The sequence below is a fragment of the Microbacterium sp. NPDC057741 genome (assembly GCF_042798735.1).
Classification (GTDB): Bacteria; Actinomycetota; Actinomycetes; order Actinomycetales; family Microbacteriaceae; genus Microbacterium.
On the sequence record NZ_JBHVJW010000001.1, the window covers coordinates 459,153 to 484,407 of the forward strand.

Annotated in this window: 22 protein-coding genes and 1 tRNA gene; 22 read left to right on the top strand and 1 reads right to left on the bottom strand. The window is 69.4% G+C overall.

The genetic code is table 11. The features are described 5' to 3' along the window. Nucleotides 1–53 precede the first annotated feature (53 nt). The 21 genes from rpoZ (at nucleotide 54) to ACFVDO_RS02370 (ending at nucleotide 22,116) form a co-directional block, all read left to right on the top strand. On the top strand, nucleotides 54–308 hold the full coding sequence (gene rpoZ, locus ACFVDO_RS02270) for a DNA-directed RNA polymerase subunit omega (RefSeq protein WP_116242108.1): 255 nt from the start codon (nucleotides 54–56) through the stop codon (nucleotides 306–308). An 89-nt stretch (nucleotides 309–397) separates the two neighbouring features. After that, on the top strand, nucleotides 398–1,594 hold the full coding sequence (gene metK / locus ACFVDO_RS02275; RefSeq protein ID WP_378857220.1) for a methionine adenosyltransferase: 1,197 nt from the start codon (nucleotides 398–400) through the stop codon (nucleotides 1,592–1,594). After that, nucleotides 1,594–3,531, top strand: coding sequence for a primosomal protein N' (locus ACFVDO_RS02280; RefSeq protein WP_378857218.1), 1,938 nt, complete (start codon nucleotides 1,594–1,596; stop codon nucleotides 3,529–3,531). Before metK ends, ACFVDO_RS02280 begins: the two co-directional genes overlap by 1 nt. A gap of 26 nt (nucleotides 3,532–3,557) precedes the next feature. Continuing rightward, the gene (gene fmt, locus ACFVDO_RS02285; protein ID WP_378857216.1) at nucleotides 3,558–4,475 is read left to right on the top strand and encodes a methionyl-tRNA formyltransferase; all 918 of its coding nucleotides are present in this window, start codon (nucleotides 3,558–3,560) and stop codon (nucleotides 4,473–4,475) included. Further along, nucleotides 4,472–5,914: an RsmB/NOP family class I SAM-dependent RNA methyltransferase gene (locus ACFVDO_RS02290; protein ID WP_378857214.1), complete on the top strand. Its 1,443-nt coding sequence runs from the start codon at nucleotides 4,472–4,474 to the stop codon at nucleotides 5,912–5,914. The genes fmt and ACFVDO_RS02290 overlap by 4 nt, the downstream gene beginning before the upstream one ends. Next, nucleotides 5,911–6,579, top strand: coding sequence for a ribulose-phosphate 3-epimerase (gene rpe / locus ACFVDO_RS02295; protein ID WP_378857212.1), 669 nt, complete (start codon nucleotides 5,911–5,913; stop codon nucleotides 6,577–6,579). The genes ACFVDO_RS02290 and rpe overlap by 4 nt, the downstream gene beginning before the upstream one ends. Next, nucleotides 6,576–6,839, top strand: coding sequence for a phosphoribosyl-ATP diphosphatase (locus ACFVDO_RS02300; protein ID WP_378857210.1), 264 nt, complete (start codon nucleotides 6,576–6,578; stop codon nucleotides 6,837–6,839). Before rpe ends, ACFVDO_RS02300 begins: the two co-directional genes overlap by 4 nt. Nucleotides 6,840–6,877: 38 nt before the next feature. Beyond that, on the top strand, nucleotides 6,878–7,720 hold the full coding sequence (gene hisG, locus ACFVDO_RS02305) for an ATP phosphoribosyltransferase (protein WP_378857208.1): 843 nt from the start codon (nucleotides 6,878–6,880) through the stop codon (nucleotides 7,718–7,720). Further along, nucleotides 7,720–8,481 (top strand): imidazole glycerol phosphate synthase subunit HisF, encoded by a 762-nt coding sequence (gene hisF, locus ACFVDO_RS02310; RefSeq protein WP_378857206.1) that lies wholly within the window; start codon nucleotides 7,720–7,722, stop codon nucleotides 8,479–8,481. Before hisG ends, hisF begins: the two co-directional genes overlap by 1 nt. Beyond that, complete coding sequence (hisI, locus tag ACFVDO_RS02315) at nucleotides 8,478–8,834, top strand: phosphoribosyl-AMP cyclohydrolase (RefSeq protein ID WP_378857204.1); 357 nt, start codon at nucleotides 8,478–8,480, stop codon at nucleotides 8,832–8,834. The genes hisF and hisI overlap by 4 nt, the downstream gene beginning before the upstream one ends. Next, nucleotides 8,831–9,415, top strand: coding sequence for a Trp biosynthesis-associated membrane protein (locus ACFVDO_RS02320; protein WP_378857203.1), 585 nt, complete (start codon nucleotides 8,831–8,833; stop codon nucleotides 9,413–9,415). The genes hisI and ACFVDO_RS02320 overlap by 4 nt, the downstream gene beginning before the upstream one ends. A 43-nt stretch (nucleotides 9,416–9,458) precedes the next feature. After that, on the top strand, nucleotides 9,459–9,689 hold the full coding sequence (locus tag ACFVDO_RS02325; RefSeq protein WP_378857202.1) for a DUF6704 family protein: 231 nt from the start codon (nucleotides 9,459–9,461) through the stop codon (nucleotides 9,687–9,689). After that, the gene (gene trpC / locus ACFVDO_RS02330; protein WP_378857201.1) at nucleotides 9,689–10,468 is read left to right on the top strand and encodes an indole-3-glycerol phosphate synthase TrpC; all 780 of its coding nucleotides are present in this window, start codon (nucleotides 9,689–9,691) and stop codon (nucleotides 10,466–10,468) included. Before ACFVDO_RS02325 ends, trpC begins: the two co-directional genes overlap by 1 nt. After that, nucleotides 10,465–11,673, top strand: coding sequence for a tryptophan synthase subunit beta (gene trpB, locus ACFVDO_RS02335; protein WP_378857199.1), 1,209 nt, complete (start codon nucleotides 10,465–10,467; stop codon nucleotides 11,671–11,673). The genes trpC and trpB overlap by 4 nt, the downstream gene beginning before the upstream one ends. Then, on the top strand, nucleotides 11,670–12,473 hold the full coding sequence (gene trpA / locus ACFVDO_RS02340) for a tryptophan synthase subunit alpha (protein ID WP_378857197.1): 804 nt from the start codon (nucleotides 11,670–11,672) through the stop codon (nucleotides 12,471–12,473). Before trpB ends, trpA begins: the two co-directional genes overlap by 4 nt. Before the next feature lie 10 nt (nucleotides 12,474–12,483). Next, on the top strand, nucleotides 12,484–13,494 hold the full coding sequence (gene lgt / locus ACFVDO_RS02345) for a prolipoprotein diacylglyceryl transferase (RefSeq protein ID WP_378857195.1): 1,011 nt from the start codon (nucleotides 12,484–12,486) through the stop codon (nucleotides 13,492–13,494). 157 nt (nucleotides 13,495–13,651) lie between these two features. Next, nucleotides 13,652–18,154: a glutamate synthase large subunit gene (gene gltB / locus ACFVDO_RS02350; RefSeq protein WP_378857336.1), complete on the top strand. Its 4,503-nt coding sequence runs from the start codon at nucleotides 13,652–13,654 to the stop codon at nucleotides 18,152–18,154. Beyond that, nucleotides 18,147–19,613 (top strand): glutamate synthase subunit beta, encoded by a 1,467-nt coding sequence (locus ACFVDO_RS02355; RefSeq protein ID WP_378857193.1) that lies wholly within the window; start codon nucleotides 18,147–18,149, stop codon nucleotides 19,611–19,613. The genes gltB and ACFVDO_RS02355 overlap by 8 nt, the downstream gene beginning before the upstream one ends. A gap of 54 nt (nucleotides 19,614–19,667) precedes the next feature. After that, on the top strand, nucleotides 19,668–21,116 hold the full coding sequence (gene pyk / locus ACFVDO_RS02360) for a pyruvate kinase (RefSeq protein ID WP_378857191.1): 1,449 nt from the start codon (nucleotides 19,668–19,670) through the stop codon (nucleotides 21,114–21,116). Nucleotides 21,117–21,391: 275 nt separating this feature from the next. Further along, nucleotides 21,392–21,472 (top strand) — tRNA-Leu (locus ACFVDO_RS02365). Nucleotides 21,473–21,498: 26 nt separating this feature from the next. Beyond that, the gene (locus ACFVDO_RS02370; RefSeq protein WP_116242125.1) at nucleotides 21,499–22,116 is read left to right on the top strand and encodes an ANTAR domain-containing response regulator; all 618 of its coding nucleotides are present in this window, start codon (nucleotides 21,499–21,501) and stop codon (nucleotides 22,114–22,116) included. A gap of 24 nt (nucleotides 22,117–22,140) precedes the next feature. Here the strand turns inward: ACFVDO_RS02370 and ACFVDO_RS02375 are convergent, their stop codons facing one another. Then, nucleotides 22,141–22,581 (bottom strand): hotdog fold thioesterase, encoded by a 441-nt coding sequence (locus ACFVDO_RS02375; RefSeq protein WP_378886825.1) that lies wholly within the window; start codon nucleotides 22,579–22,581, stop codon nucleotides 22,141–22,143. 27 nt (nucleotides 22,582–22,608) lie between these two features. Here ACFVDO_RS02375 and polA point away from each other — a divergent pair, with 27 nt between their 5' ends. Next, nucleotides 22,609–25,239 carry a DNA polymerase I gene (gene polA / locus ACFVDO_RS02380; RefSeq protein ID WP_378857189.1) on the top strand — a complete coding sequence of 877 codons (2,631 nt, stop codon included), beginning with the start codon at nucleotides 22,609–22,611 and terminating at the stop codon, nucleotides 25,237–25,239. Nucleotides 25,240–25,255: the final 16 nt, after the last annotated feature.

Sequence of the window (25,255 nt, forward strand, 5' to 3'; positions counted from 1 at the left end):
ACTTCGCGACACGTCGCATCCACGACAACGTCGCCCGATCAGGAGGTCCCACTGTGGCCGGTAACAACCAGGGCATCATCGATCCCCCCATCGACAATCTGCTGGATCGTGTCGACTCCAAGTACGAGCTGGTCATCTACGCGTCCAAGCGTGCGCGCCAGATCAACGACTACTACTCCGACCTGCACGAGGGGAACCTGTTCGACAACGTCGGGCCGCTCGTCGACTCGTCGGTCGAGGACAAGCCCCTCACGATCGCGCTGCACGAGATCAACGAGGACAAGCTCCGCATCCGTCACGCCGAGTGAGCCGACAGGAGAGCCGCCGTCATCCCGTCGTGGGATGTCGGCGGCTCCCTGCATACTGGCCTGATACCGCCGAAACCGTTGGAGCACCGATGAGCGCGCTGCGCCTGTTCACGTCCGAGTCCGTCACCGAGGGGCACCCCGACAAGATCTGCGACCAGATCTCGGACAGCATCCTCGACGGCCTGCTGGCCGTCGACCGCGACTCGCGCGTCGCCGTCGAGACCCTGGTCACCACGGGTCTCGTGCATGTGGCCGGTGAGATCCGCACCGAGGGCTACGTCGACATCCCGACCATCGTCCGCGATGTGGTCAACGGCATCGGCTACACCTCGAGCGCCACCGGCTTCGACGGTTCGTCCTGCGGCGTGAGCATCTCCGTGGGCGAACAGTCCACCGACATCGCACACGGCGTCGACCAGGCTGCCGAGACCCGCGACGGCGGCTCCGTGGACCCGCGCGACGCGCTCGGCGCCGGCGACCAGGGCATCATGTTCGGCTTCGCCACCAACGAGACCCCCCAGCTCATGCCGATGGCGGCATGGACTGCGCACCGCATCGCGGAGCGGCTGTCCGAGGTGCGCCGCTCGGGCGCGCTGCCCTTCCTGCGCCCCGACGGCAAGACGCAGGTCACGCTCGGCTACGAGGGCTTCACGCCGAAGACCGTCGACGCGGTCGTGCTCTCCACGCAGCACCTGCCCGACATCACGCAGGACGAGCTCAAGGCGCAGGTTCGCGAGCACGTCATCGACCCGGTCCTCGCACAGACCGGTCTCGACCTCGCGACCGATCTGAAGTACTACATCAACCCTGCGGGCCCGTTCGTCATCGGCGGTCCGAAGGGTGATGCCGGCCTCACCGGTCGAAAGATCATCATCGACACGTACGGTGGCGCAGCCAGGCACGGCGGAGGCGCGTTCAGCGGCAAGGACCCGTCCAAGGTCGACCGCTCGGCCGCTTACGCGATGCGCTGGGTCGCGAAGAACGCGGTCGCCGCGGGCCTCGCCGACCGCCTCGAGGTCCAGGTCGCCTACGCGATCGGCGTGGCGCATCCGGTGGGGCTGTACGTCGAGACGTTCGGCACCGGCAAGGTCTCGGATGATGCGATCACCCGTGCCATCACCGACGTGTTCGACCTGCGTCCGCAGGCGATCATCGACGACCTCGACCTGCTGCGTCCGATCTACGCCCAGACCGCCGCCTACGGCCACTTCGGCCGTGAACTGCCCGACTTCACCTGGGAGCGCACCGACCGCGCAGAAGCTCTGCGGCGCGCCGCAGGGCTCTGATGTCCCAGACCGCGCGGCGCATCGCGCGGGTGCTGATCGACTCGCCGCTCCCGCAGCTCGACCGGCTGTTCGACTACTCGCTGCCGGCCGAGTTCGGTGACGTGCCCGTCGGTGTCCGCGTGAAGGTGCCGCTGCGCACGGCGGGCCGCGTGATGGACGGCTACATCGTCGACCTGGCGGTCGAGCAGGACATCTCCCGCACTCTCGCCGAGGTGGAGAGCGTCGTCTCCGACGTGGTCGTGCTGCCGGAGCAGCTGCACCGGCTGGCGCGCCGTGTCGCCGATCGCGCCGCCGGCGCGGCATCCGATGTGCTGCGGCTCGCGATTCCGAAGCGGCAGGTGCGCGTCGAGAAGGCGTGGGATGCCGACGTGCCGGCGCCGGAGGTCGCGGCGGAGGCGTTGCAGAGCGCCGAGGCGGTGATCGCGCGGTACGACGGACTCGACACGGCCCTCACAGGCGACAGCCGCACCGCGGTCGAGGTGATCGCCGAGATGGAGGGGACTCTGCCGCACTCGGCGCGCCTTCTCGCGGCCGTGGCCGCCTCGGTGCTGGCATCGGGCCGCTCAGCGATCCTGGTGGCCCCGGACAAGCGCGACGAGGATCGCCTGCTCGAGGCCCTCGCCGAGCTACTGCCCGACGATGCGGTCGTGCGCCTCGACGCCCGGCAGACGAACCCCGATCGGTACCGGGCGTTCCTGCGCACTCTGGCCGACGCGCCCTGTGTCGTGGTGGGAAACCGCTCCGCGGTGTATGCGCCGGTGCGTGCCGGCGTCGTCGTCATCTGGGACGACGGCGATCCGCTGCTCGCCGAGCCGCTCGCGCCATACGCGCACGCCCGCGACGCCGCGCTGGTGCGCCAGGAGCAGGAGGGCAGTGCGCTGCTGTTCGCCGGTCACACCCGCACCACGGACGTCGAGCGTCTCGTGCACGGCGGGTGGATGGCCGAGGTGCGCGCCGCCCGACGCTCCTCGCCTCGCGTGGTGCTGAGCCCCCCGCAGGAGCTCGAGCAGGGCGGCCAGCGCATGCCGTCCAGCGCTTTCGTCGCCGCGCGGGCGGCGACGGCGGATGGGCCTGTCCTCGTCCAGGTCGCCCGTCCCGGCTTCGCGCCCTCACTGGTCTGCGGCCAGTGCCACGCACCTGCCCGCTGCGCGCACTGCGGTGGCCCGCTGGGCGCCCGGCGCCGGGGCGCGGTGCCGGTGTGCGGTTGGTGCGGCAGATCCGCCAACGGCTGGCACTGCCCCGTGTGCCAGGCGACGCAGGTGCGCCTGGCCTCCTCCGGCAGCGAGCGCACCGCCGACGAGCTGGGCCGCGCCTTCCCCGGGGTGCAGATCATCGTCTCCGACGGCACGCATCCTGTCGAGCGCGTGTCAGCCAAGCCCTCGCTGGTCATCTCGACGCGCGGTGCGGAGCCGGTCGCCGACGGGGGATATCGCGCGGTGGTGCTCTTGGACGGCTCGCGGATGCTGCAGGCGCCGGAGCTGCGGATCGGTGAGTCCTGTCTGCGTTGGTGGTCGAACGCCGCGGCTCTCGCCGCGCCAGGGGCACCGGTGCACCTCGTCGGCGTGGACGGTCCAGTGGCCCGCGCTCTCGCGACCTGGACCCAGCCCGCCTACGCCCGCTCCGAACTCGAGGCACGCGCCCCGCTGCGAATGCCGCCCATGTACCGCGTCGCGCAGCTCGACGGTCTTCCCGCTGTCATGCGTCCGGCTTTGGAAGAGGTGCGCGCTCTTGGCCTGCCGGCCGATGCCGTGCTCGGTCCGGTCCCCGTCGGCGACGACGGCCGGGTGCGCGCGCTGGTGCGTTTCGGCTACAGCGCCGGCACCGAGGTGGCCGCGACGCTCCGCGCCGCCGTCGTCAGCGATGCCACCCGCAATCGGAGGGCGCGGGGGAAGGCCGGGTTGAGCCTGCACCTCGATATCCTCGAACCAGACCTCTGACGCCCCTCACCCTCCGGAGCACCTTCATGCGCCTCGTCTTCGCCGGCACCCCCGATGCGGCGGTACCCACCCTGCGGGCACTCGCGCCACTGCACGACATCGTCGCCGTGGTCACGCGCCCCGACGCCCCCCTCGGCCGCAAGCGCGTGCTCACGCCGTCACCTGTCGCACAGGCGGCCGACGAGCTCGGCATCCCCGTGATCAAGGCCGCCCGGCTCGACGCCGAGGCGACCGAGGCGATCGCTGCACTGCGCCCCGAGCTCGGCGTGATCGTCGCCTTCGGTGGCCTGGTCCGCGAGCCACTGCTGTCGGCACCGGACCACGGCTGGATCAACCTGCACTTCTCGCTGCTGCCGCGCTGGCGCGGCGCGGCACCCGTGCAGCGCGCGCTGATCGCCGGCGACGCGGAGATCGGCGTGAGCGTGTTCCGCCTCGTCCCCGAGCTGGATGCCGGCGACGTCTACGGCATGCGGCCGGTGGATCTGCCCGCGGATGCCACGGCGGCCACCGCACTGGAGGTCCTCGCCGCCGACGGCGCCGCGCTCACGGCCGATGTCGTCGAAGGGATCGCTGCGGGCACCGCTCAGGCCGTTCCGCAGACCGGCGAGCCGACCTTCGCGCCGAAGCTGGTCCTCGCCGACGGCCTGCTGGATTGGTCGCTCCCGTGCGAGCAGGTGTACGCGCGGTTCCGGGGGATCACCCCAGAGCCCGGTGCGCACACGGAGGTCGGGGGAGCCAGGCTCAAGGTGCTCGAGGCCGCACCGGCTCCCGATGCCGATCCGCTGGAACCGGGACGGATCGTGGGGGAGAAACGCCGCATCCTGATCGGCACCGGCACGACGCCGCTCGCCGTCACCCGGGTGCAGCCGGCCGGCAAGGGCGCCATGCCCGCCGCCGACTGGTGGCGCGGTCAGCGTGACGAGACGCTGCGGGCCGGCGCATGAGCGGCCAGGAGCGCCGCCCCCAGCGCGGACGCCGGCCGCAGCGATCCACTGCCGGCCGCGGACCCGACCGGACAGTGCAGCCCGCTCGCGCCGTCGCCTACGGCGTGCTGAGGGCCGTCACCGAGGACGACGCGTACGCGAACCTGCTGCTTCCCGCCAGCATCGCCGAGGCGGGCCTCGACCAGAAGGATGCCGCCCTCGCCACCGAACTCACCTACGGCACCCTGCGCAAGCGGGGCACTTACGACGCGATCATCGCGGCGGCCGCGGGCAGGCCGGCATCCGAGATCGATCCGGCCGTGCTCGACGCCCTGCGTCTCGGCGCCCATCAGCTTCTGTCCACTCGCGTCGCCGGCCACGCGGCTGTGAACGAGTCGGTGAATCTCGTCGCGACCGCCCAGGGCAGGGGCGCGGCGGGCTTCGCCAACGCCGTGCTGCGGCGTATCGGCCGGGAGACGCCCGGGGCCTGGCAGCGCATCATCGAACAGGCCGCGCGCTCCGACGACGAAAGGCTCTCACTGCGCACCGCGCATCCGGTGTGGATCATCCGCGCCCTGCGCCGCGCTCTGGCCGCGGAGGGGCGTGAGGACGAGCTCGACGCGATGCTGGCCGCCGACAACGCCTCGCCCGAGGTCACCCTCGTCGCGCTGCCGGGCCTGGCCGAACCCGGCGAACCGCGCCGTCCGTACGCACCGACGGCGTTCGGGTCGCCCGGCGGCGACCCGCATCGCGTGGTGGCCGATGCCGCTGGCACGGTGCGCGTGCAGGATGAGGGCTCGCAGCTCGTGGCGCTGGCTCTGGCCGGCGTGCGTCCGATCGCTGAGGGCGAGCAGTGGCTCGACCTGTGCGCCGGCCCCGGCGGCAAGACCGCACTGCTCGCCGCGATCGCCCGCGAGCACGGCGTCGTCTTGGAGGCCAACGAGGTCGTCCCGGCACGGGCGGGCCTGGTGCGCAACGCGCTGCGCGCGGTGCCCGGTGACGTGGTCGTGCACGAGGAGGACGGGCGTGCACTCGCAGCATCCCGCCCGGGCGCGTTCGACCGCATCCTCGTCGACGCGCCGTGCACGGGCCTCGGCGCGCTGCGCCGACGTCCCGAGGCGCGCTGGCGGAAGACCCCCGCTGATGTCGCAGAGCTGGTCGCCCTGCAGACCGAGCTGCTCACCGCGGCGGTGGACGCCCTCGCGCCAGGCGGGGTCGTGGCGTACGTCACGTGTTCGCCGCATCTCGCGGAGACCACCGGTGTGGTGTCCGAGGTGCTTCGCGACCGGGACGACCTGACCGAGCTCGATGCCCGCGCGGTGCTGTCCGATGTCGCGCGATCCCGGATCGACCTCGCCGATGACGGCACCGGCCGCGTGCAGCTCTGGCCGCACCGGCACAGCACCGACGCCATGTTCCTCGCGCTGCTGCAGCGCGCTCCAGAAGGTGAGAAACGATGAACCCGCGCATCAACCCCAGCATCCTCGCCGCCGACTTCGTCAACATGCAGACCGAGCTCGCGCGCATCGCCAGCGCGGACTTCGCGCACGTGGACGTCATGGACAACCACTTCGTGCCGAACCTCACCTTCGGGCCGCAGATGGTGGAGCGCGTCCAGGCCACCAGCCCGATCCCGCTCGATGTGCACCTGATGATCACTGACCCCGAGCGCTGGGCCCCCGGCTATGCGGAGCTCGGTGCCGCGAGCGTCACCTTCCACCTGGAGGCGGCATCCGATCCGGTGGCGCTCGCACGCCGGCTGCGCGCGATCGGCGCCCGCGCCGGCGTGGCGATCAAGCCGGGCACAGCGGGCGAGCCGCTGTACGACATCCTCGATGAGTTCGATCAGATCCTCGTGATGACCGTCGAGCCCGGCTTCGGCGGTCAGGGATTCATGCCCGAGACCATGCCGAAGCTCCGCGCGCTGCGCGACGAGGCCCGCCGTCGCGGCTCCGACGTCTGGCTGCAGGTCGACGGTGGCATCTCCGAGGCAACCATCGCGCAGGCGGCGGAGGCAGGCGCCGACACCTTTGTCGCCGGCTCGGCCGTCTACGGCGCGGAAGACGTCGAGGCCGCCGTCACAGGTCTTCGCGACCGGGCTCGAGCCGCTAGCCTTGAAGCGTGAAGACTTTCGACGAGCTGTTCGCCGAGCTGACCGAGACGGCGAAGACCCGTCCTGAAGGATCGGGTACGGTCGCGCAGCTCGACCGCGGCGTGCATGCGATCGGCAAGAAGGTCGTCGAAGAGGCGGCCGAGGTCTGGATGGCTGCCGAGTACGAGTCCAAGGAAGAGGCGGCCGAGGAGATCTCCCAGCTCCTGTACCACCTGCAGGTGATGATGCTCGCGAAGGGCCTGAGCCTCGAGGATGTCTACCGACATCTCTGAACGCGTCCGAAACAGACCGTTCGACTCGAAGGATCCCCATGCTCCGCATCGCCGTACCGAACAAGGGCTCGCTGTCTGAGACAGCGGCCGAGATGCTCGCGGAGGCCGGTTACACCGGTCGTCGTGACCCCAAGACACTGCACGTGATCGACGCCGACAGCGACGTCGAGTTCTTCTACCTTCGCCCCCGCGACATCGCCACTTATGTGGCATCCGGCGCCCTCGACGTGGGCATCACCGGGCGCGACCTGCTGCGCGACGTGCGGCAGGAGGATGCCCGCGAGATCGAGCAGCTGGGTTTCGCCCGCTCGACCTTCCGCTTCGCCGCCCCTCCTGGCAGGTACTCCAGCGTCCAGGACCTCGAGGGCGTGCGCGTGGCATCCGCCTACCCGGGGCTGGTCGATGACTTCCTGCGCGAGAACGGCGTGAACGCCGTGCTGGTGCCGCTGGACGGCGCCGTCGAGTCGGCGGTGCGGCTCGGTGTCGCCGACGTGATCGCCGATGTGGTCGAGACCGGCACCACGCTGCGTCAGGCCGGACTGGAGATCTTCGGACCGGTCATCATCGAGTCCGAGGCCGTGCTGATCAGCCGGCCCGGTGACGCCGACGGCACCGACCGCCTGCTTCGCCGCCTTCGGGGCGTGATGGTGGCACGGCGCTACGTGCTGCTGGACTACGACCTGCCGGCCGGTCTCGTCGACCAGGCCACAGCTATCGCCGGCGGACGTGAGTCGCCGACGATCTCGCCGCTGCGCGACCCGGAGTGGGTGGCCGTGCGCGTGATGATCCCGCGCAAGGGCATGAACCAGGTGATGGACGACCTGTACGCCCTCGGTGCGCGGGCGATCCTGGTCACTGCGATCCACGCAGCGAGGCTCTGATGACGCTGGCGTCCCGCGTCATCCCGTGCCTGGACGTGGCCGCCGGCCGTGTCGTGAAGGGTGTCAACTTCCAGAACCTGCGCGATATGGGCGACCCCGTCGAACTGGCCGCGCACTACGCCGCGCAGGGCGCAGACGAGATCACCTTCCTCGACGTCACCGCGACGGTGGATGCCAGGGCCACGACCTACGACGTGGTGCAGCGCACCGCCGAGCAGGTGTTCGTGCCGCTGACCGTCGGGGGAGGAGTGCGCTCCACCGAGGATGTCGCCCGTCTGCTCGGCGTGGGGGCCGACAAGGTCGGCGTGAACTCCGCCGCGATCGCGCGACCGGACCTGATCGACGAGATCGCGGACCGTTTCGGCGCGCAGGTGCTCGTGCTCTCGCTCGACGTGAAGCGCGCCGAGGGCGCGCCGTCGGGCTTCATCGTCACCACGCACGGCGGCCGCACCGAGACGACGCTGGACGCCGCGCTCTGGGCCCGCGAGGCCACGGAACGAGGTGCGGGCGAGCTGCTGGTGAACTCGATCGACGCGGACGGCACACAGGACGGTTTCGACCTGGAGCTGATCAGGCTGATGCGCGAGGTCGCCTCGGTGCCGGTGATCGCCTCCGGCGGCGCCGGTCGCGTCTCCGACTTCCCGCCGGCGATCACGGCGGGTGCGGATGCCGTGCTCGCCGCCAGCGTCTTCCACAGCGGTCTGCTGACCGTGGGGCAGGTCAAGGACGCGCTCCGCGAAGAGGGTGTGGTGGTTCGGTGATTGTCGAAGAGCAGATCTCGACCGTGGCGTGGAACGCCGATGGGCTCGCTCCCGTCATCGTGCAGCAGTGGGACACCCGCGAGGTGCTGATGCTGGCCTGGGTGGATGCAGAGGCGCTGCGCCGCACGCTCACCTCAGGACGGGCCACGTACTGGTCGCGCTCCCGCCAGGAGTACTGGCGCAAGGGCGACACCTCCGGCAACATCCAGTCCGTGCGGGGTGCGCAGATCGACTGCGACGGCGACACGATCCTGCTGCAGGTCGATCAGACCGGCGCAGCCTGCCACACCGGAACCCGGACCTGCTTCGACGGCAGGGACCTCGACGCCCTGGTCGGGGGCGAGCAGGCATGAGCGGCCGCGGTCGGCTCATCGCCGTGCTGGGTTTCCTGCTCGCCGGGGGGATCGGCGTGATCTCGGCCACCCAGACCTGGCTGACCGTGACCCGCGTGGACGGCTCGGATCCGATCCTCGTCGCGGGATCGGACGCCGTCGTGCTGCTGGCTCCGCTCTCGCTCGCCGTGCTCGCGCTCGGCGCGGCGCTCTCGATCGTGGGGCGGGTGCTCCGCTACGTGTTCGCCGCTCTCGCGGCCGGCGCCGCGGTCGTGCTCATCATCGCCACGATCCCGCTGGTGGCCGCACCGCCTCTGACCGTGGTCTCGGGTGTGGTGGCGGAGAAGACCGGCCTTGCCGGCGATGCCGCGCTGCACGACATCGTCGCCGCGATCACGCCGACCGCCTGGCCCGTGATCGCGCTCTGCTGCTGGTTCCTGATGCTGCTCACCGCAGTGTTCACCGCGGTGACCGCGCGCGGTTGGAAGAGCGGCGGCCGTCGCTACCGCACCGACGACGCCCACCATGACGCGCATCAGGGTCCCCTCGACGCCGTCGATTCCTGGGACGACCTGTCGCGTGGCACCGATCCGACCCGCTGATCCCGATAGACTGACCGTACGCCGACCACCCCGGAGGAAGAACATGAGCAACTCGATCGCAGACCCTGGACACGGACACTCGCCTGCCGCGTGGACCGCGGTCGTGATCATGCTGGCGGGCGTGGGTCTCGCCACGCTGTTCTTCTGCCTCGAGCAGCCGCCCCTCGTGTGGGCGTCCGTCGTCGTCATCGTCATCGGCCCGATCGTCGGCTGGATCATGGCGAAGGCCGGCTACGGGGTGAACGGCCCCAAGTACTCGCCGAAGGCTCACTGATGGTCCTCGCCGACCTCACGGCCGGCGCAGTCGAGGATGCTGAACGTCGCGCTCTGACCCGGTCGCTTGCCGAGGTCGAGCGCGATGCACTCGCGCGCCCCGCCGCTCGTGACGCGGTCGCCGCGCTGGCTCCCGCCGAGCGGGTCAAGATCATCGCAGAGGTCAAGCGCGCGAGCCCGTCCCGCGGTGCTCTCGCCGAGATCCCCGACCCCGCGCATCAGGCCGCGCTCTACGAGCAGGGCGGTGCATCCGCGATCAGCGTGCTGACCGAGGAGCGTCGCTTCGGCGGTTCCCTCGCCGACCTCGAGGCCGTCACGGCCCGAGTCTCGCTCCCGGTGCTGCGCAAGGACTTCATCGCCACGCCGTATCAGGTGCTCGAGGCCCGTGCCGCGGGCGCCGACCTGGCGCTGCTGATCGTCGCCGGCATCCCGGTGAAGACGCTGCACGAGCTCTATGCGCTGATCATCGAGTTGGGGATGACCCCGCTCGTCGAGACGCACGACGCGGACGAGCTCGAGGTCGCAATCGACCTCGGTGCGAAGCTGATCGGTATCAACGCCCGCAACCTGAAGACGCTCGAGCTCGATCGCGATCTGTTCGGTCGACTGGCCGACCGCATTCCGGCCGACCGCATCAAGATCGCCGAATCCGCGGTGCTCGAGCCCGCCGACGTCGCCCGCTACCGCCAGGCCGGTGCCGACGTGGTGCTGATCGGCGAGGCCCTCGTGACCGGCGACCCCGTCGCCACCCTGAACAGCTTCCTGGAGGTCGGACAGTGAGTCTGCGCGACCAGCCCGGTCCCTTCTTCGGGGACTTCGGCGGGCGTTACATGCCCGAGTCCTTGATCGCCGCGATCGACGAGCTCACCGAGGCCTACCACGCCGCGATCGTCGATCCGGAGTTCCGCGCCGAACTCGCCCAGCTGCTGAGCTCGTACGCCGGGCGTCCGTCCGCTCTCACCGAGGTGCCGCGCTTCGCCGAGCACGCCGGCGGTGCACGGGTGTTCCTCAAACGCGAGGATCTGAACCACACCGGCTCGCACAAGATCAACAACGTGCTCGGACAGGCGCTGCTCACCAAGCGCCTCGGCAAGACCCGGGTGATCGCCGAGACCGGTGCCGGTCAGCACGGTGTGGCCACGGCGACCGCGGCCGCACTGTTCGGCCTGGACTGCACGATCTACATGGGCGAGGTCGACACCGAGCGCCAGGCCCTCAACGTCGCCAGGATGCGGCTGCTCGGCGCCGAGGTGGTGCCCGTGACCACGGGCTCCCGCACCCTGAAGGACGCGATCAACGACGCGTACCGAGACTGGGTGGCCACCGTCGAGACCACCAACTACATCTTCGGTACGGCGGCGGGTCCGCATCCGTTCCCTGCGATGGTGCGCGATTTCCAGAAGATCATCGGCGAAGAGGCGCGCGAGCAGCTGCTGGCGGATGCCGGCCGTCTGCCCGACGCCGTCGTCGCCTGCGTCGGTGGCGGATCGAACGCGATCGGCATGTTCGACGCCTTCCTCGACGATGCCGATGTGAAGCTCTACGGCGTGGAGGCGGCCGGCGACGGCGTCGACACCGAGCAGCACGCTGCCTCGATCGAACGAGGCCGCCCCGGTGTGCTGCACGGAGCGAAGACCTACGTGCTGCAGGACGAGGACGGCCAGACGATCGAGTCGCACTCCATCTCCGCCGGTCTCGACTATCCGGGCGTCGGCCCGGAGCACGCCTGGCTGGCCGACATCGGACGTGCGGAGTACATCCCCGCCACCGATGACGAGGCCATGCAGGCGCTGCGCCTGCTGAGCCGCACCGAGGGCATCATCCCCGCGATCGAGTCCGCTCACGCCCTCGCCGGAGCGATGCGCATCGGCCGTGAGCTCGGCCCCGACGGCATCATCGCGATCTGCCTGTCCGGGCGCGGCGACAAGGACATGGACACCGCGGCACGGTACTTCCACCTCTACGACGAAGGGGCTGCGGAATGAGCCGCGTCGAGGACGCCATCGCCAAGGCGCACAACGAGGGCCGCGGCGCATTCGTCGGCTATCTTCCGGTCGGCTATCCCGATCTGGAGACCAGCATCCAGGCGGCGATCACTCTCGCCCGCAACGGCGTCGACGTGATCGAGCTCGGCCCGCCGTACAGCGACCCGGTCATGGACGGCCTCGTGATCCAGGAGGCCACCCAGCACGCGCTGGCCGCCGGCTTCAAGATGCGCGACCTGTTCACCGCGGTGCGGGCGATCACCGCCGAGGTCGACGTGCCGGTGCTGGTGATGACGTACTGGAACCCCGTGCTGCAGTACGGCGTCGACCGCTACGCCGACGACCTGCTCGCCGCGGGCGGCGCGGGACTGATCACCCCCGACATCACGCCGGAGGCGGCAGGGGAGTGGATCGCCGCGAGCGAGCGCACCGGCCTGGACCGTGTCTTCCTCGCCGCTCCCACCTCGACCGACGAGCGTCTCGACCTCGTCGTCTCCTCGTCGACGGGCTTCGTCTACACGGTGTCCACCATGGGCATCACCGGTGAGCGGGCAGAGCTCGACCGTGCCGCGCGGGTTCTCGTCGAGCGCCTGAAGGCGCACGGCGTGGGCAACGCCTGCGTCGGCATCGGCATCTCCAACGCCGAGCAGGTGAACGGCGTCACTGAGTACGCCGACGGCGCGATCGTCGGCACGGCTCTGGTGCGCGCCCTCCGCGACGGCGGGCTGGACCGCCTCGCCGAGGTCACCCGCTCCCTCGTCGCGGGCACGCCGTCCGCACAGTTCTCCCTCGACAATTAGAATCGGTCTCATGTCCCTCAGCACCTTCTCCGGCGTGCTCGCCAGCATCCCGAGCCCCCCGAGCAACACCTTCCAGGTCTGGCCGGGTGGCCCCACGATCCACTACTACGCGCTGTGCATCATCGCGGGCATCGTCGCGGCGGTGCTGCTGACCAACTACCGCCTGACCAGGCGCGGTGCGGAGAAATGGGTCGTCATCGACATCGCGATCCTCGCGGTGCCGCTGGCCATCATCGGCGCGCGGATCTTCCACGTTCTCACCCACCCGAACTTCTACTTCGGCCCGGGCAAGAACACCTGGAACCCGTTCGAGGCGGGCTCGGTGTGGGCGATCTGGGAGGGTGGCATCGCCATCTTCGGCGCGCTCATCGGTGGCGCCGTGGGCGCGTATCTGGGGTGCAAGTGGACCGGCATCCGGTTCTGGACCTTCGCCGACGCCCTGGCTCCGGGCCTCCTGCTGGCGCAGGCGATGGGCCGCTTCGGCAACTGGTTCAACCACGAGCTGTTCGGTCTGCCCACCGACCTGCCCTGGGGACTCGAGATCGAGTCGACCAACCCTGCCTTCCCGCCGGGACTGGCCGACGGCACGCTGTTCCACCCCACGTTCCTCTACGAGGTGATCTGGAACGGCCTGGGCGTGATCTTCCTGCTCTGGGCGGGCAAGGCGCTGCGCCTGCAGTGGGGCAAGCTGTTCGCGGTCTACCTGATCTGGTACAGCGCCGGCCGCATCGTGTGGGAGTCGATCCGCATCGATCCGAGCGAGATCATCCTCGGCCTGCGCAGCAACGTCTGGGCTGCGATCATCGGCGTCGTCGTCGGCATCGTGATCATCATCGTGCAGACCCGTCGCCATCCCGGCGTCGAGCCTTCGCCGTACCAGCCGGGGCGTGAGCCCAAGGCTGCGGTACAATCGGACAACCCCGATTCCTTCGTCGATGTGAGTGAGCCTCCCGCCGAAGAGATCACCACCGGAGCCACCGCCACCAGCACCGCTCCGAGCGTCGAAGAAACCGCCCGATAAGGCCCCTTCGCCCCACGGGGGAAACATCGCACTGAAAGCGGGCCAACGTCGTCCCCGGTCTCATCCGAGAGCAGTGTCAACTGAGATACGAGGACGGTGACTGGTGTACTTCCAGCCTCCCTACGGCGCCTCCGGCGCCTACCCCCCGAAGCAGGGGATGTACGATCCGGCGTTCGAGAAGGACGCGTGCGGGCTGGCGATGGTGGCCACGCTGCGCGGAACCCCGGGCCACGACATCATCGCCCTGGCGCTGGAAGCGCTGCGAAACCTGGAGCATCGCGGTGCGATCGGCTCCGACGCGGGAACCGGTGACGGAGCCGGAATCCTCACACAGATGCCCGACGCCTTCCTCCGCGCGGCCTGTGACTTCCCGCTTCCCCCGGTCGGCGAGTACGCCGCAGGCCTGGCGTTCCTCCCTCGGGAGTCGAGCGCCCGCCGCGAGCAGAAGGCCGGCATCGAGCGCATCGCCCGCGAAGAGGGCCTCGCGGTGCTCGGCTGGCGCGTGGTGCCGACCGCCAACGAGAACCTCGGCAAACTGGCGGACGAGGCACGTCCCGCCTTCGAGCAGCTCTTCGTCTCGGGCTCCGGGGTCTCTGGCATCGCCCTCGACCGGATCGCCTACCGGCTGCGCAAGCGCGCCGGTCACGAGCTCGACGCCTACTTCGTGTCGCTGTCCGCGCGCACCCTCGGGTACAAGGGCATGGTCACCACGCTGCAGCTCGAGCCGTTCTACCCCGATCTGCAGGATGAGCGGTTCGCCTCCGAGCTCGCGGTCGTGCACTCCCGCTACTCGACCAACACGTTCCCGTCGTGGCCGCTCGCGCAGCCGCTGCGGATGCTGGCCCACAACGGCGAGATCAACACCGTCGGCGGCAACCGCAACTGGATGCGCGCCAGGCAGTCCCAGCTCGAGTCCGAACTGCTCGGTGACATCCGTCCGCTGCTGCCGATCTGCACCCCCGGCGCCAGCGACTCCGCCTCCTTCGACGAGGTGCTCGAGCTGCTCACGCTCACCGGGCGCAGCCTGCCGCACGCGATCATGATGATGGTGCCCGAGGCCTGGGAGAAGCAGCCCGGCCTCGATCCCGATCTTCGCGCCTTCTACGAATACCACTCGCACCAGATGGAGCCGTGGGACGGCCCCGCAGCGCTGATCTTCACCGACGGCACGCTCGTGGGCGCGACGCTGGACCGCAACGGCCTGCGCCCCGGCCGCTGGACCGAGACCACCGACGGCCTGGTCGTCATCGGCTCGGAGACCGGTGTGCTGGAGTTCGAGCCCGAGCGCATCAAGCGCCGTGGCCGGCTCCGGCCCGGTCGGATGTTCGTGGTCGACACCGCGCAGCGCCGCATCGTCGAGGACGAGGAGATCAAGCACGATCTGGCCACGCTGCATCCCTGGCGCGAATGGCTGGACGACGGCGCTCTGCGTCTGCCGGACCTGCCCGACCGCGAGCACATCATCCATCCGGCCGCGTCGATCGTGCGCCGTCAGCGCACCTTCGGCTACACCGAGGAGGAAGTGCGGATCCTGCTGACCCCGATGGGGCAGAGCGGCGCCGAGCCGATCGGTGCGATGGGCTCCGACACTCCGATCGCCGTGCTGAGCGAGCGCCCGCGCCTGCTGTTCGACTACTTCACGCAGCAGTTCGCGCAGGTGACGAACCCGCCGCTGGACGCGATCCGCGAAGAGGTCGTCACCAGCCTGCGCCTCGGCCTCGGACGGGAGCGCAACCTGCTCAGCTGGGGTCCTGAGCACGCGCAGAGCGTGACTCTCGACTTCCCGGTGATCGATAATGACGAGCTCGCGAAGATCCGCCACATCGACCGAGTTGTCCCCGGCCGCTGGACGGCGACGATCAAGGGCCTCTACCACTTCGACGCCGGCCCTGACACGCTCGCAGAGCGTCTCGAGCAGATGTGCGCCGAGGCGGATGCTGCGATCGAGGCCGGTGCGGAGTTCCTGATCCTCTCGGATCGCGACTCGAACAAGGACCTCACTCCGGTGCCGTCCCTGCTGATGGTCGCCGCCGTGCACCACCACCTGATCCGGCGCGAGAATCGGATGAAGGTCGGGCTGATCGTCGAGGCGGGTGATGTGCGCGAGGTGCATCACGTCGCGACGCTCATCGGCTACGGCGCCTCCGCCGTGAACCCGTATCTCGCGATGGAGACGGTGGAGCACCTGGTGCGCACCGGTTTCATCACCGAAGTCGAGCCCGAGCAGGCCGTGCACAACGTCATCCACGCCCTCGGCAAGGGTGTGCTGAAGATCATGTCCAAGATGGGCATCTCGACGGTGTCGTCCTACGCCGGTGCGCAGGTCTTCGAGGCGGTCGGTCTCAGCCAGGAGTTGGTGGACGCCTACTTCACCGGCACGACGACCCGCCTGGGCGGAATCGGCATCGAAGAGGTCTTCGCCGAGAACCAGGCCCGTCACGACTACGCCTACCCCGAGGACGCCGCGGCCACCGCGCACGAGCGTCTCTGGACCGGTGGTGAGTACCAGTGGCGGCGGGACGGCTCGCCGCACCTGTTCAACCCCGAGACGGTGTTCCGCCTGCAGCACTCGACGCGCACGCGGCGCTACGACGTCTTCCGCGAGTACACGCACCTGGTCGATGACCAGGCGAAGTCGCTGAAGACTCTGCGCGGCCTGTTCGAGCTGCGCACGGGGGAGCGGCCTCCCGTGCCGATCGACGAGGTCGAGCCGGTCTCCGAGATCGTCAAGCGCTTCTCCACCGGGGCGATGAGCTACGGCTCGATCTCCCGCGAGGCGCATGAGACACTCGCGATCGCGATGAACCGCCTCGGCGCGAAGTCCAACACCGGCGAGGGCGGGGAGGACCCCGATCGACTGGTGGATCCGGAGCGCCGCAGCGCGATCAAGCAGGTCGCATCCGGCCGATTCGGTGTCACGAGCCAGTACTTGACCCAGGCGGACGACATCCAGATCAAGCTCGCCCAGGGCGCCAAGCCCGGCGAGGGCGGCCAGCTGCCGCCGGGCAAGGTGTATCCGTGGGTGGCGCGTACGCGCCACGCGACCCCGGGTGTCGGGCTGATCTCGCCGCCGCCGCACCACGACATCTACTCCATCGAGGATCTCAAGCAGCTGATCTTCGACCTGAAGCGGGCCAACCCGCAGGCGCGCATCCACACGAAGCTGGTCAGTCAGTCCGGCATCGGGGCCGTCGCCGCGGGAGTCGCCAAGGCGCTCAGCGACGTCGTATTGGTCTCCGGACACGACGGCGGCACCGGCGCGAGCCCGCTGAACTCGCTCAAGCACGCCGGCACGCCGTGGGAACTGGGCCTCGCCGAGACCCAGCAGACGCTGATGCTGAACGGCATGCGCGACCGTGTGGTGGTGCAGGTCGACGGACAGCTGAAGACCGGTCGCGACGTGATCATCGGCGCCCTGCTGGGCGCGGAGGAGTTCGGCTTCGCCACCGCGCCGCTCGTGGTGAGCGGCTGCATCATGATGCGTGTCTGCCACCTCGACACCTGCCCGGTGGGCGTCGCGACGCAGAACCCGGTGCTGCGCGAGCGGTTCACCGGCAAGCCGGAGTTCGTCGTGAACTTCATGGAGTTCATCGCGGAGGAGGTGCGCGAGCTGCTCGCCGAATTGGGCTTCCACTCGATCGAGGAGATCGTGGGCCGCTCGGACCTGCTGCGCACGGATGCCGCCATCCGGCACTGGAAGGCGGACGGTCTCGACCTCGCTCCGATCCTGGAGGGCCCGGCGTTCCCGGCCGACGAGCCGCGCCGCAGCGGTCGCTCGCAGGACCACGAGCTGGCGAAGCATTTCGACGTCGAACTGATCCGGATGTCGCACGACGCCCTGCAGTACGGCGATCCCGTGCTCATCGAGCTTCCGATCCGCAACACCGAGCGTGCCGTCGGCACGATGCTCGGTCACGAGGTGACCAGCAGATACGGCGCGGCGGGCCTGGCGAAGGAGACGATCGACATCACCCTGCACGGCACTGCCGGGCAGTCGCTCGGTGCATTCCTGCCCGCAGGTATCGCGCTCCGCCTGGAGGGTGACGCGAACGACTACGTCGGCAAGGGTCTCTCGGGCGGCGACATCAGCATCCGTCCGCCGCGCGACGCGCCGTTCGAGCCCGAGCGCAACGTCATCGCCGGCAACGTGATCGGCTACGGTGCGACTGCCGGTGAGATGTTCATCTCCGGCGTCGTCGGCGAGCGGTTCCTGGTGCGCAACTCCGGAGCGACCGCGGTCGTCGAGGGCGTCGGCGATCACGCGCTCGAGTACATGACCGGCGGAACGGCCGTCATCCTCGGACCCACCGGCCGCAACCTCGGGGCCGGGATGTCGGGAGGCGTCGCCTACGTGCGCAGCCTCGACACGGCCCAGGTGAACGCGCAGTCGCTGCAGAGCGGCGAGCTCAGGCTCGAACCGCTCGACCGTGCGGATCTGGAGCTGCTTCGAGGATTGCTCGTGCAGCACGTCGAGCGCACGGCGTCGCCGATCGCGCAGCGCATCCTGGACGGCTTCGACGCCGCCGCGGATGACTTCACCAAGGTGCTTCCGCGCGACTTCGCGGCGGTGCAGAACGTACGCCAGGAGGCGGAGCAGTCGGGCATCGATCCCGATGGCGACGTCGTCTGGCACCGGATCCTGGAGGTGACCGGTGGCTGATCCCAAGGGCTTTCTCAAGGTGACCGAGCGGGAGCTGCCTGCTCGGCGCCCCGTCCCGGTGCGCATCATGGACTGGAAAGAGGTCTATGAGAAGGGCGACAGCGCCGTGCTGCGCCGGCAGGCCGGCCGCTGCATGGACTGCGGTGTGCCGTTCTGCCACTCGGGATGCCCGTTGGGCAACCTCATCCCGGAGTGGAACGATCTCACCTGGCGCGGCGAGGACCGCTCCGCGATCGAGCGGCTGCACGCGACGAACAACTTCCCGGAGTGGACGGGGCGGCTCTGCCCTGCACCCTGCGAGAGCGCGTGCGTGCTGGGCATCAACCAGCCCGCGGTGACGATCAAGCGGATCGAGCAGTCCATCGCCGATCAGGCGTTCGACAGCGGCTGGGTGCAGCCGCAGCCGCCGGCGCGCCTCACCGGGAAGACCGTCGCCGTGATCGGCTCCGGCCCGGCAGGGCTCGCCGCCGCGCAGCAGCTCACGCGCGCGGGCCACACGGTCGTCGTGTACGAGCGGGACGATCGCATCGGCGGTCTGCTGCGCTACGGCATCCCCGACTTCAAGATGGAGAAGCAGCACGTCGACGCCCGCCTCCGTCAGATGGAGGAGGAGGGAACCCGATTCCGCGCCGGTGTCGAAGTCGGCGCCGACATCGGATGGGACGAGTTGCGCGCCCGCTACGACGCGGTGCTCGTCGCGACCGGCTCCACAGTGCCGCGCGACCTGCCGATTCCGGGGCGAGACGCCGACGGTGTGCACTTCGCGATGGACTACCTCGTGCAGTCGAACAGGGCGACGGCGGGCGACGAGGTCAGCGACCAGATCACCGCCGAGGGCCGACATGTCATCGTCATCGGCGGCGGCGACACCGGTGCGGACTGCATCGGCACCGCCCACCGTCAGGGCGCGCTGAGCGTCACGAACCTCGCGATCGGGCGCCAGCCCGGGGACGATCGTCCTGAGCACCAGCCCTGGCCGATGATGCCGACGGTGTTCGAGGTGTCCTCCGCGCACGAAGAGGGCGGCGAACGGGTGTTCCTCGCCTCGACCGTGGAGTTCCTCATGAATGACGAGGGCGGGGTGCGTGCGCTGCGCGTGGCCGAGACCGAATACATCGACGGGCGCCGCATCCCCAAGAGCGGCACTGAGCGCGAGATCCCCGCGGACCTGGTGCTCATCGCCATGGGCTTCACCGGTCCTGAGGCTGACACATTCGAAGGGGGTGTCTCGCCGGTGCAGACCGAACGCGGTACCCTTCGACGAGACGCCGACTACCAGTCGACCGTTCCCGGTGTGTTCGTCGCAGGAGACGCCGGACGCGGACAGTCGCTGATCGTCTGGGCCATCGCCGAGGGCCGCGCGGCGGCTGCGGCGATGGATCGTCATCTGATGGGTTCGACGGTGCTGCCTGCACCGGTGGCCCCGACGGATGTCGCGATCGGTGTGCAGCCCGCGTAGGCTGGCGACGGCAACGTCGCCGAATCAGATACCCCCTCTACCCTGGAGATGCCGTTGAGACGCGCGAAGATCGTCGCCACACTGGGCCCCGCAACATCCACCTATGAGACCGTGCGCGCGCTGATCGACGCCGGCGTGGATGTCGCCCGGCTGAACCTCAGCCACGGTGACTACACCGTGCACGACGCGAACTACGCGAACGTGCGCCGCGCCGCCGAGGACTCCGGCCGTGCGGTCGCCGTGCTCGTCGACCTGCAGGGACCGAAGATCCGCCTCGGCAGGTTCGAGGACGGCCCCTACGAGCTCGCCGTCGGTGACATCTTCAAGATCACCACCGAGGACATCATCGGCAACCGCGAGATCTGCGGCACCACGTTCAAGGGCCTGCCGCAGGACGTCAAGCCCGGTGACTTCCTGCTGATCGATGACGGCAAGGTCCGTGTCGAGGTCGTCGAGACCGACGGCGTCACCGTGACCACGCGCGTCGTGGTCGCCGGAGCCGTGTCGAACAACAAGGGCATCAACCTGCCTGGCGTCGCCGTCAACGTTCCCGCTCTGAGCGAGAAGGACGAGGAGGACCTGCGCTGGGGTCTTCGCACCGGGGCCGACATCATCGCGCTCTCGTTCGTGCGGGATGCCGCAGACGTGACCCGAGTGCACGAGATCATGGCTGAAGAGGGCGTCAAGATCCCCGTCATCGCCAAGGTCGAGAAGCCGCAGGCGGTCGACAACCTCGAGGAGATCGTCGACGCCTTCGACGGCATCATGGTCGCCCGCGGCGACCTGGGTGTCGAGCTGCCGCTCGAGGCCGTGCCGATCGTGCAGAAGCGTGCAGTCGAGCTGGCCCGCAGCCAGGCCAAGCCGGTGATCGTCGCGACGCAGATGCTGGAGTCGATGATCTCCAGTCCGGTGCCCACTCGCGCCGAGACCTCGGATGTCGCCAACGCGGTGCTCGACGGCGCCGACGCCGTGATGCTCTCCGGCGAGACGAGCGTGGGGGAGTACCCCGTGATCGTCGTGGAGACCATGGCGCGCATCATCGAGTCGACCGAGGAGCACGGACTGGAGCGCATCCAGCCGCTGCGCAACAAGCCGCGCACCCAGGGTGGAATCATCACGCTGGCGGGCGAGGAGGTCGCGGAGTTCGTCGAGGCGAAGTTCATCTGCGTCTTCACCCAGTCCGGTGACTCGGCCCGTCGCATGTCGCGGCTGCGCCCCCGCATCCCGATGCTGGCGTTCACGCCGGAGCCGGGCATCCGTCGCCGTCTGGCGATGTCGTGGGGAATCCGCACCGCCCTCGTGGACGTCGTGGAGCACACCGACCTGATGTTCCACCAGGTGGACGAGTACCTGCTCGGCAACAAGCTCGCCGTCGAAGGCGACAAGGTCGTCGTGATCTCCGGTTCCCCTCCCGGGATCATCGGCTCGACCAACGACATCCGCGTCCACCAGGTCGGGGATGCGGTCGGCGGAGCGGCGCCGGTCTACAAGTCGAAGAACTGAACGCTCGAGAAGGGCGGGGCCGTCGGTCCCGCCCTTCTTCGTGCGATAAAGTCGGTCAGGGCCGGCGTGGCGGAATGGCAGACGCGGAGCACTCAAAATGCTTTGTCGAAAGACGTGTGGGTTCCGGTCCCGCGCGGCCCGAGGCTCCGCGCGACGCGGAGCGGCGCGTGGAGAGGCCGCGTGGCCCCACCGCCGGCACGCGCCCGGAGGCCGCCTGCGGCCGCAGGGTGCAGCGCAAGCCGACCTCGATTGCGTGCGATAAAGTCGATCACTGAGCCGGCGTGGCGGAATGGCAGACGCGGAGCACTCAAAATGCTTTGTCGAAAGACGTGTGGGTTCGAGTCCCACCGCCGGCACAAGTACAACAGATAGGATTTCCCCCGTGACTGAAGAGCAGCAGCCTGAGCAGCCCACGGCATCCGCCCCGCGACGCGTCGTCGTCGCCGAGGACGAGTCGCTGATCCGCCTCGACATCGTGGAGATCCTCCGCGACAACGGCTTCGACGTCGTCGGCGAGGCCGGCGACGGCGAGACTGCGGTGGCATTGGCGACCGAACTGCGCCCCGACCTGGTGGTCATGGACGTGAAGATGCCCCAGCTCGACGGCATCAGCGCCGCCGAGAAGCTGCACAAGAACAACATCGCTCCCGTCGTGCTGCTGACCGCGTTCAGCCAGAAGGAGCTCGTCGAGCGCGCCAGCGAGGCCGGTGCGCTCGCCTACGTCGTCAAGCCGTTCACCCCGAACGACCTGCTGCCTGCGATCGAGATCGCGCTGGCCCGCCACGAGCAGATCATCACGCTCGAGGCCGAAGTCGCCGACATGGTCGAGCGCTTCGAGACCCGCAAACTCGTCGACCGCGCCAAGGGGCTGCTGAACGAGAAGATGGGCCTGTCCGAGCCGGAGGCGTTCCGTTGGATCCAGAAGGCATCCATGGACCGTCGCCTGACGATGCAGGACGTCGCCAAGGCGATCATCGAGCAGTTGGCTCCCAAGAAGTGAGGGGATGCCCGCCGGCGCGGCGCGTCAGGCGGGCAGTTCCTTGATCATGTTCGTGATCCGGATCGTCGAGCACCGGCGACCCTGATCATCGCTGACCACGATCTCGTGCACGGTGATGCTGCGCCCGAGGTGGATCGGGGTGCATACACCGGTCACGACGCCGCTGGTCGCCGACCGGGTGTGCGTCGCGTTGATGTCGACGCCGACGGCCAGCTTTCCGGGGCCGGCGTGCAGGTTGGCGGCCATCGACCCGAGCGACTCGCCGAGCACCACGTAGGCGCCGCCGTGCACGAGGCCGACCGGCTGGGTGTTGCCCTCCACGGGCATGGTGCCGACGCTGCGCTGGACCGAGAACTCGGTGAACTCGATCCCCATCTTCTCGGCGAGCGCGCCCATGCCGCGCTGCGTCGCCCATGCCAGACCGTCGGTCGTGCTCGTGTCGCTCACTCGTCCTCCTCGGCGCATGTCCGTCGCCCTCGTTAGGCTGACAGGGTGACGGACTCCGCAAAGCCTACCCTCATGGTCGTCGACGGCCATTCGCTCGCCTACCGTGCATTCTTCGCCCTTCCGGTCGAGAACTTCACCACACGCGACAACCAGCACACGAACGCCATCTACGGCTTCCTGTCGATGTTCGTGAACTTGATCAAAGCCGAGCAGCCGACGCACCTTGCGGTCGCGTTCGACACCTCGCGGCACTCGTTCCGCACCGACGAGTACCCCGAGTACAAGGCCACGCGCTCCGAGACGCCGAGCGAGTTCCGCGGTCAGATCCCGCTCCTCCAGGACTGCCTCGCGGCGATGTCGGTGCCGGTGCTCACCAAGGAGGGCATCGAGGCCGACGACATCCTCGCCACTCTGTCCGCCCAGGGTTCTGCGCAGGGTTACGACGTGCTCGTCGTGTCCGGCGACCGCGACACGATCCAGCTCGTCAACGACAAGGTGACACTGCTGTACCCGTCGGTGCAGGGAGTATCGCAGCTCAAGCGCTACGACCCGGTCACCGTGCAGGAGCGCTACGGCGTGCGCCCCGAGCAGTACCCCGACATCGCCGCGCTGGTCGGCGAGACCAGCGACAACCTTCCCGGCGTTCCCAAGGTCGGGGAGAAGACCGCGGTCAAGTGGCTCACGCAGTTCGGCACGCTCGACGAGCTGCTTGAGCGCTCCGGTGAGATCAAGGGCGTCGTGGGCGGCAACCTGCGCGACCACATCGACGACGTGCGCCGCAACCGCAAGCTGAACCGTCTGCTCACCGACGTCGAGCTGCCCCTCGGCCCTGCCGATCTCGCGGTCACTCCGATCGACGCTCAGGCCGTGCGCGACATCTTCGCGCGCCTCGAGTTCCGCACCCTGCTGCCGCGCGTCTTCGACGCCGTCGGCGCGCACGATGAGGATGCCGAGACCGCGACGACCGTCCAGCTGCCCGAAGCCGTGCAGGCGACCCCCTCTGAGATCGCGACCTGGCTGGCCGGGCAGGAGGGCGAGGTCGCGCTGACCCTCGTGCCGGGCGCCCGTCCGACGCGCATCGGCGTGGCGACGGCGACCGAACTGCGCGAGGGCGACTGGGACGACGCTGCGGTCGCGGCGCTGCGCGAGTGGCTGGAGTCCGACGCTCCGAAGGCGCTGCACGACGCGAAGCCGCAGGTGAAGGCGCTGACCGCTTCCGGCATCCGGCTGGGCGGCCTCGCATACGACACCAGCCTGGCCGGCTGGCTGCTGCGTCCGAGCTTCCCCGACAAGACTCTCGGCGACCTCGTCGAGCGCTATCTCGGCGAGAAGCTGCCCGAGTCCGATCCATCACAACTGGTGCCCGAGACCGACGGTGCGACTCCGTCGCAGGAGGCCTGGTTCACGCTGCGCACGGCGAACGCACTGCGCGACGAGCTGCCCGAGTCCGTGGCATCCGTCCTCACCGACATCGAGCTGCCCACGCTGCTGACGCTGGCTGACATGGAGGTCGCGGGCGTCGCGGTGTCGCACGACGTTCTCTCCACCTTCTCCGCCGAGCTCGGAGCGCGCGCCGAGGGCATCGCGCAGGACGCGTACGTCACCATCGGGCGCGAGGTGAACCTCGGCTCGCCGAAGCAGCTACAGGAGGTGCTCTTCGAAGAGCTCCAGCTGCCGAAGACCCGCAAGACCAAGACCGGGTACTCCACGGATGCCGCGTCGCTGGCCGACATCCAGGAGAAGAGCCCGCACGTCTTCCTGGAGCAGCTCTCGCAGCACCGCGAGGCGACGAAGCTGCGGCAGATCATCGAATCACTCGACAGCGCCATCCGCGACGACCACCGCATCCATACGACCTATGTGCAGACCGGCAGCCAGACCGGACGACTGTCCAGTACCGACCCGAATCTGCAGAACATCCCGGTGCGCACCGAGGAGTCCCGTCGCATCCGCAGCGCGTTCCAGGTGGGCGAGGGCTACGAGACGCTGCTGACCGCCGACTACTCGCAGATCGAGATGCGCATCATGGCGCATCTCTCCGGTGACGAGGGGCTGATCGAGGCCTTCAACTCCGGCGAGGACCTGCACCGCTTCGTCGGCGCACGGGTGTTCGGCGTCGATCCGTCCGAGGTCACCTCGCAGATGCGCACCAAGGTGAAGGCGATGTCCTATGGCCTCGTCTACGGCCTGAGCGCTTTCGGCCTGTCCAAGCAGCTGCGCATCGAGCAGTCCGAGGCGAAGGGGCTGATGACCGAGTACTTCGCGCGCTTCGGCGCCGTGCGCGACTACCTGCGGGCATCCGTGATGGCGGCGAAGGAGGTCGGCTACACCGAGACGATCTTCGGTCGGCGGCGTCCGTTCCCCGATCTGTCCAGCCCGAACCGCGTGCTGCGCGAGAACGCGGAGCGCGCGGCGCTGAACGCGCCGATCCAGGGCAGCGCGGCCGACATCATGAAGATCGCGCTGTTCCGCATCCACGACGATCTGCGCGAGCGCGAGCTGTCGTCCCGCGTGCTGCTGCAGATCCATGACGAGCTCGTGGTCGAGGTGGCGCAGGGCGAGTGGGACTCCGTCGAGGGCATCGTCCGCGACCGGATGGGCGGTGCCGCCGAGTTGTCCGTGCCGCTCGACGTGCAGGTCGGCCGGGGCGGGGACTGGAACGAGGCCGCGCACTGATCCGCAGCCGAAGATA